The organism is Mariprofundus erugo (assembly GCF_005818865.1).
Taxonomy (GTDB): domain Bacteria; phylum Pseudomonadota; class Zetaproteobacteria; order Mariprofundales; family Mariprofundaceae; genus Mariprofundus; species Mariprofundus erugo.
In genome coordinates this window covers 99,252-117,410 of sequence record NZ_VBRY01000006.1, presented here as the reverse complement: position 1 = coordinate 117,410, position 18,159 = coordinate 99,252, and the positions used below count along the sequence as shown (strand labels likewise).

The window sequence follows — 18,159 nt, the reverse complement described above, 5'->3', positions numbered from 1 at the left end:
AAACCAGCCGTGAAGCAGCCACCCTCGATACGTTACCTGATGATATCGGCCATCGTTTCCCGCAATGCTGCAGGTGAGTATGGTTTTTGCAGAAATCCTGCCAATCCCTTCCCCAGAAAACGGGTCGTGGCCTCCTCCTCGTTATAACCGCTGGATAAAACAACCTTCACATCCGCATTGATGCGACGCAGCTCACGAAAACACTCCGACCCATCCATCCGGGGCATCGTCATATCGAGCAATACGGCAACAATCCGGTCACCATGCTGGCGATACACCTCCACAGCATCCTGACCATCCTCTGCCGTCATCGTTTCAAACCCCATATCCTCCAGCATCATTGCAGCCACTTCGCGAATCGTCTCCTCATCATCCACGACCAGGACAACGCCATCGCCCACCGGGGCAACCCATTCGCCGGTATGATCCGCAGCCAGTGCCTCCATCGGCTCATCCATCACCGGCAGCAACAACTTGAATGTCGTACCGCGACCGGGCTCACTATACACCCGCAGTGCACCATGATGACCGCGCACAATACCCAGCACAGCACTCATGCCGAGGCCTCTGCCGGTAAACTTGGTGGTAAAAAACGGGTCAAATATTTTCTCAACGGTGGCAGCATCCATACCGCAACCGGTATCCGACACCTCCAGAAATACATAACGGCCTTCAGGTAGCGTCACCCGCGCCACCGAACCGCTCAAATAGGAGGCATCGGCATGCATGACACCGGTGGTAAAACCAATAACACCGCTCTTTTCACCAATGGCCTCACTGGCATTAGTGATCAGGTTCAACACCACCTGCTGAATCTGGGCCGCATCTGCCTCAATCAGAGGCAGCTGCTCACACAGATGATATTTGAGTACGACGTTTTTACTGATGGAAACTTCCATCAAGCGTGTCATCTCCATTACCAGCGAGGATATATTCAGCGGTTTGACAACAAATTTTCCTTTCCCCGAATAGGCCAGCATCTGCCGACACAGCTCCGAGGCTCGACGGGAGGACTCCTCGATTCTGCCCAGCAACACTCTGGCCGGTGACGCCATATCCAGCGCCCGCTCAGCCATGGCTGCATTGCCCATAATGGCAGTCAGAATATTGTTAAAGTCGTGAGCAATACCACCCGCCAGAATACCCAGGCTCTCCAGTCTCTGGGTATGCTCCAGCTTCTGTGCCTGCTGCTTCTCTTCAGTCACATCGCGCAGCATCGCCACATGACTGACCACCTTGCCCTGCTCATCAAAAATCGGTGCAATACTGCGATCGGTCAGAATTTCTTCACCGCTCTTGCGACGGATTCCCATCTCGCCCTTCCAGACCTTACCGCCATTGACCGTAGCGAGCATCTTCTCATAGATCGCAGTATCGGTCCCTGCTGTACGCAGTACACTGGCGAATCCCCCCTCTACCTCGGCGAAGGTGAAACCGGTCAGGCGCTCGAAGGCCGGGTTCACGTACTGAATACGCGCCTCGGTATCGCTGATAATCACTGCTTCCGCCGAATACTGCAGAGCTGCAACCAGACGTGCTTTTTCCGCCTGCATCTGACGGAACTCGCTCAGGTCGGTGACAATCCACTGCAATACCGGCTGACCATCAAGCTCCAGCGCCGTTAACTGCACCTGCACAGGAAAGGTCTCACCACTGCTGCGAATACAGATCCATGTAAACAGGGATGCGCCATCCGTCATCGCCGCCCGGATATGCCCGGCGATGGCCTTCGTCGAATCACGCCCGTCAGGTTGCAGTGATGGCGAAAGGTCTGCCAGCAACAGCTGACGGAAATCCTCTTCCGAGACCACACCGAACATCGATAACGTAGCAGGATTGGCCGATAAAAAATGACCATCGGCATAGGTCATAATGGCAGCCGAGGAGGATGCCACCAGCTTGCTATATCTGTTTTCAACATCAAGCCGGTCACTGATGTCACGCACCACTTCAAGCACCACGGTTTCACCCGCCTCAACAAACGGTACCCCGCGCACCTCACCGGTAAATACCGTACCATCCATGCGCAAATTACGCTGCACCAGTAACGGTGATCCATTGCCATCACTGACATAGCGTTGCAGTTGCCGCACAAAAGCGGGCCGGTCTTCTTCATACACCCGCTCCAGCACACTGCTGCCGACAAGCTCATCCGTCGCTTTCGCCCCAAACATGGCAACTGCAGCCGGATTCACATATAGCCACTTACCCTCCCGATGCACACCCACGGCATCCGGAATAGACTCGAACAGTTGCCGGAAACGCTGCTCCGCCTCGGTGCGTGCCTGCAGATCCTGCTCAAGTTGTTGCTGCAATTCGGACAGCTGCACATTGGCGGCATGGATGTTACGCATGGAGAGAGAGAGCCGATAAAGCAGCAAGGCAAGATAGGCCAGCAGCGCCATCACCAGCGCTGTCAGCCACAGACGATTGGTCTGGTGGGCCTGCAACTGCCGGCCATAGAGCATATCAAAGCGTGTCGCGACAAGGGCAATGCTTTCCGGCGTACCGCAATGGGCAACCGCATCCACATGCTCACGGATACGCGGCGCATAATGCAGCAGCACATCCGCATGATGCTCCAGCCGCACCAAACCGGCCTCTTTGAGGGCAACCTGCTGCTGGCTGATCGAGCGGAAAAGATCACTGTTGTTGGGCTCAAGCAGCCACTCGAACAGATCGCGATTCAGCTGTGTCAGGGCTACCCGCATGCCGGGCTTCTGTTCACTGATCTGGTTGATCAGAACAGGAAGATAACGCTGCGAATTGAGCAGTATGCCCAGATCACTTTTAAAGGCCTCGGCTGCTTTTGTCTGCAATACAATCGTGGCCTTAAGCGTCTGTAACGAATCGGTCATCTCAGCCATGCCGGCCAGATTGATCTCCAGCTGTTTGTAAACACGGTTCAGTTCAATCAGATCCTCTGTCAGCTGATCATAATTACTGACCCGATGATTTTGCAGCAGCAGCATATCCACCTCGCTGCGTGCATCCAGACTGATGATCTGCTCAAGATCCGTATGCACCCGGTGCGTCAAATCGTCGGTAAAGTCCTGTACCTGACGGAATTGCCATACCACCACCATCAACAGCAGCAGCAGGACCAGAAAGTGCAAACGCATCATCACAGGCTTCATGGCGTCACCAGGGCCGTCGCTGGCGTAAAATTCAACTGTTCACGATCAGAAGGTTCGAGTGAATGACCGGCATAGCTGCCGGGAAGCGTGTATAAAAATGCAATGATAGCGCGTAAATCATCGTCGGGAATATCACGGCCAAGCTGATATTTCGACATCACCCGGATCGCCTCGGCCAGCGTTTTGGCACTGCCGTTATGAAAGTAGGGAGCAGTCAGCACGGCAAGCCGGAGTGAAGGCACCTTGAAACGATGCATATCCTCCACCAGCCCTGTCACATTAAAGCGGCCGCGCCCGGCACTGTTTTCAGCCGGATAATCGGCGAAATAGTCGCCCATCACCCCCAATACCTGAAACAGATTGCCTCCGACATTCCGCCCCTGATGACAGGCAACACACCCATATGACTTGAACAGCCGGTAGCCGCGCTTCTCATCCGCTGTAATCGCCGCCTCATCACCGTTCAGATAGCGATCAAAACGGGAGCCGGGCGTTAGCAGTGTGCGCTCATACTCGGCAATGGCATTTTTGATATTGTCTGCCGTCAGACCTGTCGGGTAGATACGGTTAAAGTCGTTGCGAAATACATCATCGGCAGCAAGGCGACTGACCACTTCCGGCCAGCTGGAGGCCATTTCGACATGACCGGTCACCGGCCCGTCCACCTGCTCTTCCAGGGTCGTGGCACGACCATCCCAGAACTGGGCAAAATTCAATGCCGCATTAAATACAGTCGGGGAGTTGACCGCCCCCTCACGCCCTTCGACGCCGAACGAATGTTTTAAACCGTCCGCACCGCCATGCTCCTCCAGATCATGACAATGAGCACATGAAATCGACTGGTTTTGCGAAAGGCGAACATCGAAAAAAAGCTTTTTGCCCAGCGCGACCTTCTGAGCATCCACATTCAGCCGGGTAATCGGCTGCACAGGCTCGCCCGATAATTCAAGGGCCAGGCCATAGCCCGGCCATAACAATGCCATCACTATGCCGGCGGTCCACAATCTCCCTCGCATCTATCCGTCTCCCATAATCTCATGCAATCTGGCGATCAGCTGTGCAGGGGTAAACGGTTTCTGAAGAAATCCGGCCAGTCCCTTGCCGGTAAAATGCAGCGTTGCTGTCTCCTGATCATAACCCGAGCAAAGCACCACGCGGATATCCGGCCGGATACGCCGCATTTCGCCAAAAGCCTCTTCCCCGCCCATTCTCGGCATGGTCATATCAAGCAGAACACAATCAATATCATCCCGATGAGCTTCAAGCTGGGCAATCGCCTCCATGCCGTCAGCAGCCTGCCATACCCTGAAACCGGCATGTTCCAGCATCAATGCGGCCACAGACCGTATCGCCTCCTCATCATCGACCACCAGAATCGACCGCCCGTGTAATTCCGGCCGCAGCCCGACCTCTTCGGCCTGAGCTGCAAGCTTCTCCGCACTGGCGGCAGCTGCCGGCAGCCATACCCTGAAGGTGGTACCCTGCCCGGGCAGGGAACTGATCCTGATCACCCCGCGATGGCCACGAACGATACCGAGTGTCGCACTCATGCCGAGCCCCCGCCCGGTAAACTTGGTGGTAAAAAACGGCTCGAACAGGCGCTGTCTGGTTACAGCATCCATGCCACAACCGTTATCCCTTACCTCCAGCCAGATATATCGACCGGGCAGCGCCGTATCATCACCACCGTCCATCTCCTGCAGGGCTTTGCCATCAAGCGTTGCCTCGCCGGTGGCGACCACCACCTCACCATTACCGCCATCCATCGATTCACTGGCATTAATGACAAGGTTCATGATCACCTGTCGTATCTGGGAGAGATCCACTTCAACCGCCGGTAATGCGGTCGCCAGCTCATAGCGGAGCTGCACATTTTTGGCGATCGATATTTCAAGCAGCCGCACCATATCGAGTACCAGCTCCGACAGATCCAGAGGCCGGACCACAAACTGCCCTTTACCCGAGTAGGCAAGCATCTGATTGCACAACTCGGCCGCCCGCTGCCCTGTTGCCTCGATCACCTGCAAACTTTCAAGCACAACATTGTCAGAGGCACCTGTTCTGGCCACTGCCGTATGGCCCATAATCACGGTCAGCAGGTTATTGAAGTCATGCGCAATTCCGCCTGCCAGCACCCCCAGGCTCTCCAGGCGCTGGACATGTTCCATGCGATCAAGCCGGCGCCGCTCCTCGGTAATATCGCGGTCGACTACAATCTGATGACACACCCGACCATGTGCATCAAGTACGGGAGAAACCCGGCGTGCAATCATGCGGGCGTCTTCCCCTTCTCCAAGCGTCAGCTCACCATTCCATGACTGACCATTTTGAACGCACTCATCAATCCTGTCGCAGAGAGCCTTGCCACTCTCGCCGCCACACAACGCTGCGGCCATCCGGCCGGCCAGCTGCTCGGGCGTACAGTCAAACAATCGTGCGGCAGCCGGATTAGCCAGCTCAACCACGCCTGCCGCATCAAGAATCATCACAGACTCATCACTCTGCATAATGGCAGCATGTAAGAGATGAATGCGCTCTGCAGATTGCTTGCGACGGGTAATATCGCGCATCACCAGCAGCACAGAAGGGGTGCCCTGGTCATCAAACTGACAGCTGCGCAGCTCACCCCAGAACTCGCTGCCATCCAGTCGCAGCAGGCGCTCTTCAAACACCCCTTTTGACATCTCCATTTGACCGGCAAGCAGGGCTGCATTTTCCGGACATAATCGATCGATCACGGCCGTATCGATCAAACGCCTTTCGTCACTGGCACCAAACATCGCCACTGCAGCAGGATTAAGATAGCGCCAGCAACCATGGCGATAGACCCCTACACCATCGGGAATCAGATCAAAAAGCTGGCGAAAACGGCTCTCGCTTTTACGCAGTGCCTGCGTTTGCTCGGCCAGAAACGAACGCAACTCCTCGCGCCGACGCTCCATGGTCAGCGTAATCTGTTGCAGCTCCCTCGCCTCCTCGGATATTTTGACCGGCAACGTCACCCAGTCGTCGAAATTGCCACTCACCGAGTTTTTTATTTTCCGCATATAACTCAGGGAGCCGCCATCCGACTTGAGCGTATCCAGCATCAGCGACATCTTGACCTGTGATAAGAAAGCCATGCTGCGCATACGCAGCGCATTCTCCACCAGTGCACGACTGATCGTGGCTGCGTGATCCGAATCGAAATCCGGCATACGCAGCTTCACGTAAAGGCGCCCGTCAAATCGACTCCGCACGGCAATGCTTTCAGATGTTCAAAGGCGCGGGGAACCAGGGCACCCTCAATCACGGAGCCGTGCTGGGGAAGAATGCGATCGATCTGCCAGCGTTTCTGCATCCGGCAAAGCGAGTGATTCAATACCCGGTTCGATGGCATATAGAGCTGATGAAAGCTGTCCATGCGGGGAAGGAAGGAATCATCGCGGGCAAACAGATCCCAGTTACCGGATACGGCACCAAAGATATCACTGGTGAACAGGCTGCGGGTCTTTGTATCGTATGTCACGATTGCACCGGGTGAGTGCAGGTAAGGGGTGAACATGAACTCCAGCACCCGCCCGCTTTTCAGTCGGATGGCATAATCGTGGTCCTCAACCGCGTAAAAGGCGGACTGAATGCCGTAGTGGCGAATCAGGCGGATTGAATTGGTATGGGCAGCAACCTTCAGATCATTTCTGCCGATAATATCCTCGACCACCGGAATATTGCTGCACACATCAGGATCCTGATGATGGGCGACAATCAGCGAGATTCTGGCCGGGTTCACCAGCTCAAGTACCTTGCGCATCACCTTGGGAAAATCGGTCAGTGAACCGGGATCAAACAGCACCGCCTCAAGCTCATCACCTGTACCATCAATCAGCAGATACGGATTGCAGTGCAGATGGGCCTGCTCATCGCTGAAGCCCACCCAGTAGATATCATCTGCAACCCTGATTGCCTCTTCAAACTGCCCGGACTGCATCAATGAACCTCCTGCCCTGCCGAAAGAGCGGGCAACTGACGATCAGAAAGGACGCCGCCAGTTGCCAGTGCTACTGTATCAGCTGTTTTTATACAAAAAAACAGCGTTTAAGGAGATACTGACTGATGCCCTCCTGGCAAAAATCAGCGATTCCTTAGCGAATCGTTTCAACACCCGACGGGGTACCCATCAACACCACATCCGCCCCCTGGTGAGAGAAAATACCGTTGGTGACAACACCCGGCACACTGTTCAAATGATCTTCAAGTGCGCGGGCATCGGTCACTTTCAGTCCGTGCACATCAATAATCAGATTGCCGTTATCGGTAGTAAAACCGCTGCGCAACACAGGGGTTCCACCCAGCTTACTGGCCACAGCAGCGACCAGCTCACGCGCCATCGGAATCACCTCGATTGGCAGAGGGAACGCCCCCAGGTGCTCAACCTTCTTGCTCTCATCGACAATGCAGACAAAACTGTCAGAGGCAGCCGCCACAATCTTCTCACGTGTCAGGGCGCCACCGCCCCCCTTGGTCAGATTAAGGCCCGGATCAAACTCATCAGCCCCATCGATATAAACAGAGAGTGAATCAACCCGTGTCAGTGCTTCATTCAAGTCCATCACCGGGATGCCATGGCCGGCCAAACGGGCTGCTGTTGCCTCGGAGCTCGCCACAGCACCCACAATCTCATCCTTCATGCCGGCGAGTGCATCAATGAACATATTCGCTGTTGAACCGGTACCCACACCCACAATGGTACCCGCCTTGACATACGCAAGGGCAGCTTCGGCCACTTTTTTCTTCATTTCATCCTGGGTCATCTTCCCCTCCTTCACTTATCAGCAACACTGTATTGTTATCAATGAGGCAGGCTAGCTGTTTCCCTCGCATTCGGCAAAATGAAAACGACATTAAAATTGTCGGTTTTACCCCGGCAGGAGGGTTGCCAGACGTTTTTTTATCATCCCCTGCATAGCAGAAAAATCCCCTCCACATATTTATGACGAGACTGCACAGCACAAATTGCACAAATCCGGCAGACTCCTGTAGGCTGGGCTGCATGTTCAGCAATATATCCACAGGCGATATCACCCTTAACATCTTACTGGCTGTCGGCATTCTGCAGCTGGCATGGTTCTCCGTGATGCTGTTTCGTCGTGGCGTTGCACCTGCCACCATCCAGCATGCTGTTTTGCCCCTGTTGACGATCTGGATCCTTATGTGGCCCGTCTATAGTGACAGCCAAACCCTGTGGATCGGCATGCTGACGCTGCTGTTGCCATCGATGCTGGCCACACTGATTAACAGTCGTTTCTGGCAACACCTGCAGCAGGCATGGACAAGTAAAAATGCCGATGTCGATATTAAAATATACAAGAGTATTCAGCTGCCACCGCTGGCCCATCAGCTGCTGGCCCTGCTCATTGCCCTGATCTGGTTTCGCAACATTCCGGAGTTCGGACTTGGACTGGCGCTATGCCTCTGTCTTGCCCTGCCGGCGGCCTACTGGGTTGACAGCCTGGGCCATCTGACCCCTCGTCTGATCAGACTCGGCTTCCCGGCTCACCCGGAACAGACACTTGCCGGCCACCTGGCCCTGATCGCCATATCCATTGTCATGCTGAGCTGGAGTCTGCACGTCTATCATGGCACAGAGTGGCAACCACTCTTCCTGGCGACGCTGATTACCGCCCTGACCGCATCCGCCACGCGTGCACTCATACCGGGGCAATGGTTTGCACCGGCGAGCATGCTCAGCATGGGTTTTGTCATGTGGGTATTATAAACGGATGATGTGACAGCAGGAGCGGAAAACACATACCCGCCCCTGCCCGTCACATGATTACTTCAGTGTTTTAACCGCGTCAGCGATGCGGCTGACAGCATCTTCAAGCGTTGCCTGACTGACCGCATAGGAGAAGCGCACAAATCCCGGAGCACCGAACTCGGTACCCGGAACCAGCGCCACACCGGCCTCTTCCAGCAACCACTCACAAAATACCACATCGTCGGCAAGCGTCACACCGGATGCAGTCGTTTTGCCGATCAGCCCTTCAACAGACGGGAACACATAAAAAGCGCCATCCGGCATAATCGCATGCATACCGCCAATCGCATTGATCGCACTCACCAGCCATGCCCTGCGCTGCTCATAGGTGCGCACCATCTCATCCAGCGCATGCGTCGGACCGGTCAGAGCTGCCAGCGCTGCTTTCTGCGCAATCGAGTTCGGGTTGGATGTACTCTGCCCCTGAATCTTGGCCATCGCCTTGATCAGTGCCGATGAACCGGCACAGTAACCGATACGCCAACCGGTCATGCAATAAGCCTTGGACACACCGTTAAATGTCACCGTGCGCTCTTTCAGATCGGGGTTAACCTCGGCAAAGGTGGCAAACTTGCGACCATCAAAGATGATTTTCTCATACATATCATCGGTCGCAACCAGCAGATCGGGATGACGGCGCACGACATCACCGATCGCGACCAGCTCCTCGGCCGTATAGACCATACCGGTCGGGTTTGAAGGCGAATTGAGAAACAGCACCTTGCAACGATGGCAGATCACCTTTTCAATCTGCTCGGCCGTCACCTTGAAATGATTTTCGGCCGTGGTCGGCACTATGACAGGAATCCCTTCGGTCAGCTTGACCATATCCGGGTAGGAAACCCAGTAAGGCGCAGGAATGATGGCCCGCTCACCCGGATCCATCACAGCCATCAGAAAGTTGAAGATGCACTGCTTGCCGCCGGAAGAGACCAGGATATCAGATGCACTGTATTCCAGCCCGTGATCACGGGAAAACTTATCCGCAATCGCCTGACGCAGCTCCGGAATACCTGCCACATCGGTATAACGGGTAAAGCCGCTGTTAATGGCGGCAATGCCGGCTTCACGCGCGCTCTGTGGCGTTTCAAAATCGGGTTCACCGACAGAAAGTGAGATCACACTTCGGCCGGCCGCCCGCATTTGGGCTGCCTTGGCTGTAATGGCCAGCGTTGCCGATGGTTTGATTTGTTGGACACGAATAGATAACTGTTTCATGCAAAAAATATTGCCATAAAGCCTGCAGAGATGACAAGCAGAATTATTGCAGGTGTGGCTGCCATTGCGGATATGGCCACTGCCCTTGAAGCGTAACCGCTCCGCCCCCCTTCAATCCACCGCTGATCGCACCATCTGCTGCAATCGCGGCCTGTCCCCGGTAACGAATGCCGTGGCGCACCAACTCCACAGAAGGAATATCCACCCCCTGCTCCTGCAGCCGGAATCTCAACTGCAGCTTGCGAAAGTCACCCGGTGCCGACAACCCGCGCAACGCACTGTCACGCGGCAGCCAGCTGCCGCTATACACGACAAGATCACCGTTGCTGCGCTGCCAGGCAGACATATCGGCCACGGCACCATCCTGGTTGAACAACCCTTTCACCTCGATGTTGGCGCCAAGTTTTCCGGACAGATCAGCCTGCAACCACTCCGCCAGCCAGGGCAGCTGCTCCAGCTTCACCTCTTTGGCCCTGATTTTGCCATCCAGCCGCAATGATGAGGCCACAGGGGTCAACATCAACTCATCCACCTGCAGCTGACCGCCTGCAAACGGAACCACCCCCTGCTTCAGGACCAGGTGCCCCTGATCCATGAAATAGTCGGCTGACATGCCCTGCCACTCATAACCGAGCGCAGTGACATACCCCTGAGCAATATGACCGGCGAGATGGATATCGGCCAAGCCTGCCGGCAGACCGGGCAATGCCTGCCAGTCAAGATGACCACTCAGCACATTGATGGTACCACTGCGATCGGTGGCACGAAAACGCCCTTTAAGCTCGGCCTGCCCGAGCGGGCCGCTCAGCTGCAGGTGATCACTGGCAAAGATCCCGTCAGCCACCTTCACCCGGCCACTGAGCTGCCAGTCAAATGTGCCTGCCTGTTGCAAGTTCCAGTCGCCCGATGCCCTCTTCAGCAACCCGCTGCCATCCAGCCAGTCAAATTGACCGCTACCTTCAATGCGACCATGATACAGGCGCAGCCAGTCGGGCAACAACAGCTTTCTTTCAGCGAGCTTATCCAGATCAAGCGTCAGCCCTGAAAGGGCCAGGCTCTCACGTTTCTCTTTCTGATGGTACGCAAGCGTATCAAGCTGCGCATCCGCCACACGACAGCGGTCCAGCTGTACCCCGTCCGGCTGACTGATCATCGAGCGCCAGCCAACCTTACCGTGGCACAACGCCACCACTCCGGCCGGCTTTTCCCACTGACCGGCATACGCCACCCTGGCTTCATCCGCCCCCAGATCCAGCTGCAGCGAGGAGTGCTCCGGCTGCAACTGCAATTCGACTGCGGCACGCATGGTACCGCTTCCGGTAAGATCCGGCGCAATATTGAGCGAGGAGAGCAGCAGATTACCGAATGGTTGCCATACACCATCCGCAAGCTTTGTAGAGGCAAGCGTAAGCAGCAACGACTGCGATGGCGGCTGATGCTTCACCCTGGCGGCACTGCTGCTGTCTGCCTGCAGCAGAATCTCACTGGCAATGCCCGGGAACGTAATCACCGCCCGACCGCCCCAGCCGTTTCGCTCACCATGCAGTTCCGACACCGTCAGCTGCAAAGCGGGCAGTGGACGGGACTGCTGCCTGTAACTGAACGAGGCCTCATTCAGACGAACACTGCCACTTGCCTCCCACTGATCACCATGCCATCGCAGCATGGCCTCAAGCCGGCTCTTGCCGGCCAGCGTTTTGGGCAAATCCACAGCATCGGGAAACAGCCGCAACCATGCCGCAACCGGCATGCTGCGGGCATCGAGATGACTTTCGCACTGCCCCTGACTACAATGACCATCCAGAGCGATCACAGCCCTGTCATCAAGATGGACAAAGCTGTCGTGCCACACCAGCTCACCGGCGGCAGGATGACTGAGTTTTCCTCTCAGCCGCACCGGCTGATGCTGCTCATCACCACCCGCATCCACTTCACCAAACAGGGACCAGCCACGCTGACGGGTAATATCAAGCGTAAGACCACCACTCAACCGCTGACTTTGCCCGGCAAACCAGTCGGACAGCATGGTCGGAGCCACCACCGAAAGCAGTGATGCAGGAATGGATGTCAGTTTAAGCTTGCCGAAACCGGACATGACAGTACCGGCGCGAAAGGCCATCTGGCCGTGGCCATGAAGAGAGTAATCGGACTGTCTGGAAGAAATTTCCCAGAGCATTTCGCGATCAGGACCGATATTACGGACATCCAGCTCGATGTTTTCGAGCTTCGAAATACCCCGCATATCCTCAATAGAACTGCGTATCAGATGGACACGCTCAAAGGGCAGCGATGCAAATGAAGCTGAAAGGTTGGCTGCTGCATCACCATCCAGCTTCAATGTCGCATCATGAATATCCAGCGTACCAACCTCGATCTTGCCAAGCAGAAGCGGCAGCAGATGGATACCGATATTGATATGGCCGGCCTGCATGGAGAGCAGCGGATTGTTGAGACTCACCTGATCCAGGCGCAAACCAACGCCATGAATCAGACTCAGACTCACCTCTTTGGCAATCAGGCGGGAGCCGCTAAGGCGGGCAGTCTGCCCTTCAATGGCCGCCTGCAGTGACTTGATATCCAGTCGCCACCACAATACTGCCGCCAGAAAAAGGCAGACTGCTACAATCAATCGCCGATTCATTGCACCTGCTTCATCACGCAAGCGAAGAGTGAAAAATCACCCCTTGAGCAGCTCCAGCAAGCGCTCGTTCACCAGCGCCGGGTTCGCCTTGCCACGCGATGCCTTCATCACCTGACCGACAAAGAAACCGAACAGACGATCCTTGCCACCCCGGTAGCCGGTCACCTGATCAGGGTTTTCTTCCATCACAGCCAGAATAATCGCATCAATCTCGCCGCTGTCGGAAACCTGCTTCAGCCCCTTGCTTTCAATAATCGCATCAGCACTGGCATCGGAAGCCATCATCGCATCCAGCACATCCTTGGCTATTTTGCCCGAGATCGTGTTATCAGCAATGCGATCCAGCAATCCGGCCAGTCGCGCCGCGGATACAGGTGACTGCTCAATTTCGCAGCCAGCCTCTTTCAGACGACCCAGCAGCTCATTGGCCATCCAGTTGGCGCAACGCTTCGGATCGGCCGGGTGAGCAGCCACCAGCGACTCATACCAGCAAGCCAGCTCACGTGTCTGGGTCAGCACATCCGCATCATAGGAGGAGAGCCCATATTCGGTTTCAAAACGCTGCCTGAGCTGCCCCGGCAACTCCGGCATACCGGCCCGGATTGCATCCACATCCTGCTGAGATACACGCAGCGGTGGCAGATCAGGATCAGGGAAGTAGCGATAGTCGTGTGCCTCTTCCTTACCACGCATAGAGCGGGATTCACCGGTCGTCGAATCAAACAGACGGGTCTCCTGCACCACCTTGCCGCCATCCTCAATCAGCTCAATCTGACGATTCACCTCATATTCAATCGCCTGTTTGATAAAGCGGAATGAGTTGAGGTTTTTCAGCTCGGCACGGGTACCGAACGGCGTGCCCGGCCGATGTACGGAAACGTTGGCATCACAACGGAACTGCCCCATCTCCATATTCGCTCCCGAAACACCGAGGAAGACAATCAGCTGATGCAACTGTTTCAGATAGGCAACAGCTTCATCGGCAGAGCGCATATCAGGTTCGGAGACAATCTCCATCAGCGGCACACCGGAACGATTCAGGTCGATATGTGAAACGCCATCAAGCCCTTCATGCATCGATTTTCCGGCATCCTCTTCCATATGGATACGGGTAATACCAATGCGTTTCTCACCGCCATCTTTGGCCGGGATATCGAGATAGCCCCCCTCCACCAGAGGAATGGCGAACTGGCTGATCTGATAGCCTTTCGGCAGATCCGGATAGAAATAGTTCTTGCGATCAAACCGGGACTCAAGATTGATATGGGCATTGATAGCCAGACCGGTGAGAATCGTTTTATCCACCGCTTCACTGTTCAGTACCGGCAGCTGGCCCGGCATACCCAGACAGACCGGGCAGGTCTGGCTGTTCGGCTCGGAACCAAAGGCGGTTGAACAACCACAAAATGCCTTGGTGGCCGTATTGATCTGTACATGGACTTCCAGTCCGATGACAACTTCCCAGCTCATAGCGCACCTCCGTCAGCAGCATAGCCCTGTGGGCAGAGCGTTCCCCACTCCGTCGCAGCCTCATAGGCCGCCGCCGTTGACAGCAGCAAATCCTCACGCCATGCCGGTGCAATCCACTGCAGACCAACAGGCAAACCATCCACCATACCACAAGGCTGCGACAGGCCGGGCAGACCGGCCAGGTTCAGCGCAATGGTAAATATATCGGAAAGATACATGGTCAGCGGATCATCGGTTTTTTCACCCAGTTTAAAGGCGGTAATCGGGCTGGTCGGGGTGGCAATCACATCCACCTGCTCAAATGCCTTGATAAAATCCTGCTGAATCAGTGTGCGCACCTGCTGTGCCTTCAGGTAATAGGCATCGTAATAACCGGATGAGAGTGCAAATGCACCGGTCAGAATACGACGTTTCACTTCGGAGCCGAAGCCTTCGTCACGGCTGCGGGTATACATATCCAGAAGATCTTCAGGCGCCTCACAGCGATGGCCGAAACGCACGCCGTCATAACGGGAGAGATTGGCAGAAGCCTCGGACGGAGCGATCACATAATAGGCCGCCACAGCATACTCGGTATGCGGCAGCGAAATATCGATAATCTCAGCGCCCAGCTCCTCGCATTTTTTCAGCGCCGCTTCGACTTCGGCCCGTACACCGGCATCCATACCATCGACAAAGTACTCTTTCGGGCGACCAATTTTCAGCCCTTTCATATCCATCTTGTCGCAAGCACCCAACCAGTCGACCACCGGCGGGTTAGCCACCGATGTGGCATCACCCGAGTCATGACCGGAGATCGCCGCTGTCAACATCGCCGCATCACGTACCGTGCGGGTCATTGGACCTGCCTGATCAAGCGAGGAGGCAAACGCGATAATGCCGCGACGTGAAACACGGCCATAGGTCGGCTTCAGACCAACGATACCGCACAGGGCTGCAGGCTGACGAATCGAACCACCGGTATCGGTGCCGAGCGCTGCCGGAGCCAGTGCAGCGGCCACCGCACTGGCGGAACCACCGGAAGAACCGCCGGGAATACGCTCCACATCCCAGGGATTACGACAAATGCCGAATGCGGAGGTTTCAGTCGATGAGCCCATGGCAAACTCATCCATATTGGTTTTACCAACGAGCACAGCGCCGGCCTCTTTCAGGCGGGTAATCACATGCGCATCATACGGTGCCTCAAAACCCTCAAGAATCTTCGAACAGCAACGGGTTGGTCCATCCTGGGTACAGAAGATATCCTTGACCGCGACAGGCAATCCTTCCAGAGGACGGGCGCCATGCGCCGCCCGATGGGCATCGGATGCCCTGGCCTGGGCCAGAACATGATCTGCATCCAGGTGAACAAATGCATTAAGGGTCGGGTTATAGGCCGCAATACGCTGCAAATAGCGCGTGGCAACCTCAACGGCGGTGGTTTCACCGGCATCGAGGCGGGCCTTGATTTCAGACAGTGAACTGAATGGCATTAACGGGCTCCATCGGTATAAATATTCGGGTTCATCAAAAACGGGGCAACAGGCATCATTCAATCACCTTCGGCACCACATAAAGGCCGGACTCCACGTTGGGAGCAACTGCCTGCAACTGCTCACGACGGTTGCCATTGCTCACCACATTGGCGCGCAGCGGCATGGCTGCATCATGGGGATGGGCTGTGGGAGCAACGCCCTCGGTATTCACCTCGGCCAGCTTTTCAATATAGCCGATAATGCCGCCAAGCTGGGGACCAAGCTCCGCCGCCTCGGCATCGGTTAACCGGATACGAGCCAGCATCGCAACTTTTTTAACATCTATATCCATCTTTATCCGCCTCGAAATTTCTTCCGCGAAGCATAACCTGCATGTTTGACAAATGCAGCCCTGCCATTGCCACGACCCTCGTCGAACAGCCATCCGCCGACATCCGGACAACGGAACGGATGGCCGGATATGACAACAACGCCGGCAAGCCACCCGCTATAAGCATAAATCAACCCTTAACCCTATAATTTTGAAGACTTCATAACCCTTCCATGGCAATCATGTGGTGATAGTATCGCGGTGATTTCAATTCAGGAGTTTAACATGAGTCAATCGCTCATCCGCAGTCTGTTTACCACCCTGCTCTGTCTTGGCGCCACCCTTCAGGCTGGCGAAGCCAGTGCTACCGAGGGCCACCACGTAAACGTCATCACATTCCAGAATGAGGAGAATCTTGACACCAAGAACGCATACCCTGCCTCATTTACCGGCTCAATGGCAGACCTTATCAAATCTGTCAAAGAGGGCATTGAACCATTGATGACCGTGCATACCCCACACATTCACCCGGGCGATGTGGTCAATCTGCAGGCGGACGTACTCGGCAGCTCAGCCAGCAACCAGCTTGAGGATGATGGCATCAACTGCCAGCTCAGCTACTCGATGGAAGATGAAAACAACTTCGACATCAGCGGCCTCTGCTCCTTCTTTGTCACCGAGGAGGGAGCCGACAGCGCCCAAAAGCGCAACGTCGTCATTCCACCACACAAGATTACCGTCAGCACTGCTGAAAAGGGCAACTGGATTCTGCTCTTTCATGATGAAAAAACCGGCGCTGCATTTTACGCCAGCATCGAACGTTAACTCGGAGCTGCTGCCATCCACAGTGATGGCAGCAGCAATCCGATAACAAGCGCCCGCCCCGACAGTCAGCGGCAAAAAACACGGCTTCGCCCTTGCCTGCAATATCAACCGTGGAGAAGCTCTTCCACCATATCTGCCACCCCTGCTGCCGCACGCTGCTGACCAAGACGTCGCCTTAACTCGACAAAAGCATGACGCTGATCATCCGCCGCCGCCTGCTGATGCAGCAATGGCAGCAACTGACCGAGAATATTCTCAACCGTACATGCATGCTGAATCAGCTCCGGCATCACCGGCCTGTCATCGAGAATAATATTTGCCAGGCCCACGCATTTCAGCCGCACCAGCATGCGGGCGAGAAAAACTGTCAGCGCCGATGTTTGATAGATCAGCACAGTTGGTACATCCCATAGCGCCAGCTCCAGCGTTGCCGTTCCCGACACAGCCACCGCCGCATCTGCCCGCAGTGCATAATCAGCCACATTGCGATCAAGCGGCAGGGCCCCGGCCTGCCACAATGGCTCCAGCACATCCATGCTCACACCCGGTGCAACCGGCACCACACATACAGGAGGGTTCTCCTCTGTAGCCTGAAGTCGCAACAGCACTTCTCTTAGCAGAGGCACATGCACCTTTAATTCCTGCGGCCTGCTGCCCGGCAACAGCGCCAGCACAGATCGCCCTTCAGCCACACCGATATGTTGCCTGAACTGCTCAAGCGACCAGCCATGGGCACAGGAGCCCGCACTCGGATTGCCGACATAACGGGCAGCAATACCCCGATCAGAGAACCAGGCCGGCTCAAATGGAAGAATACATGCCAGGGCATCCTGCGATCGTCTGAGCTTGCGCACCCGCCATGCGCCCCAGGCCCACAATTTCGGGGCAATAAAATGCACGACAGGGATACCAAGCTGGCGCAACTTACGTCCGAGACGCATATGAAAGCTTGAAAAATCGACAAGCACCGCCACATCCGGCTGTTCACGTATACACCAGGCCAGCAGGGATTCTTCAATACGCCGTATCCGGCTCAGTGCTCCGAGCACCTCGGCAAGCCCCATCACATTCAGCTCACTGATCTGATGCAGCGGCAGACACCCGGCCGCCAGCATACGGGGACCGGCAACACCATGAATCTGCAGCGATGGAAAGCGGTGCCGAAGCTCACTGACCACTTCACCGGCATGCATATCACCCGATGTCTCTCCGGCACTGATGAAAACCTTCATTGACGATAATCAGGGTTGTGGAATATTTGCCACATCGACACAAAACATGCG

General features: G+C 55.5%; 13 protein-coding genes. 2 read left to right on the top strand and 11 right to left on the bottom strand.

The annotated features are described in order from the left end of the window. Positions 1-32 precede the first annotated feature (32 nt). The 5 genes from FEF65_RS07575 to rpiA form a co-directional block, all read right to left on the bottom strand. On the bottom strand, positions 33-3,137 hold the full coding sequence (locus FEF65_RS07575; RefSeq protein ID WP_170304431.1) for a PAS domain S-box protein: 3,105 nt from the start codon (positions 3,135-3,137) through the stop codon (positions 33-35). Next, positions 3,134-4,153, bottom strand: coding sequence for a cytochrome-c peroxidase (locus FEF65_RS07570; RefSeq protein ID WP_202978244.1), 1,020 nt, complete (start codon positions 4,151-4,153; stop codon positions 3,134-3,136). The genes FEF65_RS07575 and FEF65_RS07570 overlap by 4 nt, the downstream gene beginning before the upstream one ends. Next, positions 4,154-6,346 (bottom strand): PAS domain-containing hybrid sensor histidine kinase/response regulator, encoded by a 2,193-nt coding sequence (locus FEF65_RS07565; RefSeq protein ID WP_138239199.1) that lies wholly within the window; start codon positions 6,344-6,346, stop codon positions 4,154-4,156. After that, positions 6,343-7,104 carry an oxygen-binding di-iron domain-containing protein gene (locus tag FEF65_RS07560; protein ID WP_138239198.1) on the bottom strand — a complete coding sequence of 254 codons (762 nt, stop codon included), beginning with the start codon at positions 7,102-7,104 and terminating at the stop codon, positions 6,343-6,345. The genes FEF65_RS07565 and FEF65_RS07560 overlap by 4 nt, the downstream gene beginning before the upstream one ends. Positions 7,105-7,258: 154 nt before the next feature. Then, on the bottom strand, positions 7,259-7,927 hold the full coding sequence (gene rpiA, locus FEF65_RS07555; RefSeq protein WP_138239197.1) for a ribose-5-phosphate isomerase RpiA: 669 nt from the start codon (positions 7,925-7,927) through the stop codon (positions 7,259-7,261). Positions 7,928-8,166: 239 nt separating this feature from the next. Between rpiA and FEF65_RS07550 the strand changes: the two genes are divergently transcribed. Beyond that, on the top strand, positions 8,167-8,892 hold the full coding sequence (locus FEF65_RS07550) for a hypothetical protein (RefSeq protein WP_138239196.1): 726 nt from the start codon (positions 8,167-8,169) through the stop codon (positions 8,890-8,892). A gap of 57 nt (positions 8,893-8,949) precedes the next feature. On the opposite strand, the gene FEF65_RS07545 is transcribed toward FEF65_RS07550, so the two are convergent. Genes FEF65_RS07545 through gatC form a run of 5 tightly spaced genes read right to left on the bottom strand, consistent with a single transcriptional unit; the run spans position 8,950 to position 16,072 of the window. Then, a complete protein-coding gene (locus FEF65_RS07545; RefSeq protein ID WP_138239195.1) occupies positions 8,950-10,152 on the bottom strand; it encodes a pyridoxal phosphate-dependent aminotransferase in 1,203 nt (400 codons plus the stop codon). A 43-nt stretch (positions 10,153-10,195) separates the two neighbouring features. After that, the gene (locus FEF65_RS07540) at positions 10,196-12,793 is read right to left on the bottom strand and encodes a glutamyl-tRNA amidotransferase (RefSeq protein WP_138239194.1); all 2,598 of its coding nucleotides are present in this window, start codon (positions 12,791-12,793) and stop codon (positions 10,196-10,198) included. Positions 12,794-12,829: 36 nt separating this feature from the next. Beyond that, the gene (gatB, locus tag FEF65_RS07535; protein WP_138239193.1) at positions 12,830-14,263 is read right to left on the bottom strand and encodes an Asp-tRNA(Asn)/Glu-tRNA(Gln) amidotransferase subunit GatB; all 1,434 of its coding nucleotides are present in this window, start codon (positions 14,261-14,263) and stop codon (positions 12,830-12,832) included. After that, positions 14,260-15,738, bottom strand: coding sequence for an Asp-tRNA(Asn)/Glu-tRNA(Gln) amidotransferase subunit GatA (gene gatA / locus FEF65_RS07530; RefSeq protein WP_138239192.1), 1,479 nt, complete (start codon positions 15,736-15,738; stop codon positions 14,260-14,262). The genes gatB and gatA overlap by 4 nt, the downstream gene beginning before the upstream one ends. 55 nt (positions 15,739-15,793) lie before the next feature. After that, complete coding sequence (gene gatC / locus FEF65_RS07525; protein WP_138239191.1) at positions 15,794-16,072, bottom strand: Asp-tRNA(Asn)/Glu-tRNA(Gln) amidotransferase subunit GatC; 279 nt, start codon at positions 16,070-16,072, stop codon at positions 15,794-15,796. A gap of 264 nt (positions 16,073-16,336) precedes the next feature. Between gatC and FEF65_RS07520 the strand changes: the two genes are divergently transcribed. Beyond that, positions 16,337-16,876: a hypothetical protein gene (locus FEF65_RS07520; protein WP_138239190.1), complete on the top strand. Its 540-nt coding sequence runs from the start codon at positions 16,337-16,339 to the stop codon at positions 16,874-16,876. Positions 16,877-16,980: 104 nt separating this feature from the next. Here FEF65_RS07520 and lpxB read toward each other — a convergent pair whose 3' ends face one another. Next, positions 16,981-18,108 carry a lipid-A-disaccharide synthase gene (gene lpxB, locus FEF65_RS07515; protein ID WP_138239189.1) on the bottom strand — a complete coding sequence of 376 codons (1,128 nt, stop codon included), beginning with the start codon at positions 18,106-18,108 and terminating at the stop codon, positions 16,981-16,983. Between the last annotated feature and the right edge of the window lie 51 nt (positions 18,109-18,159).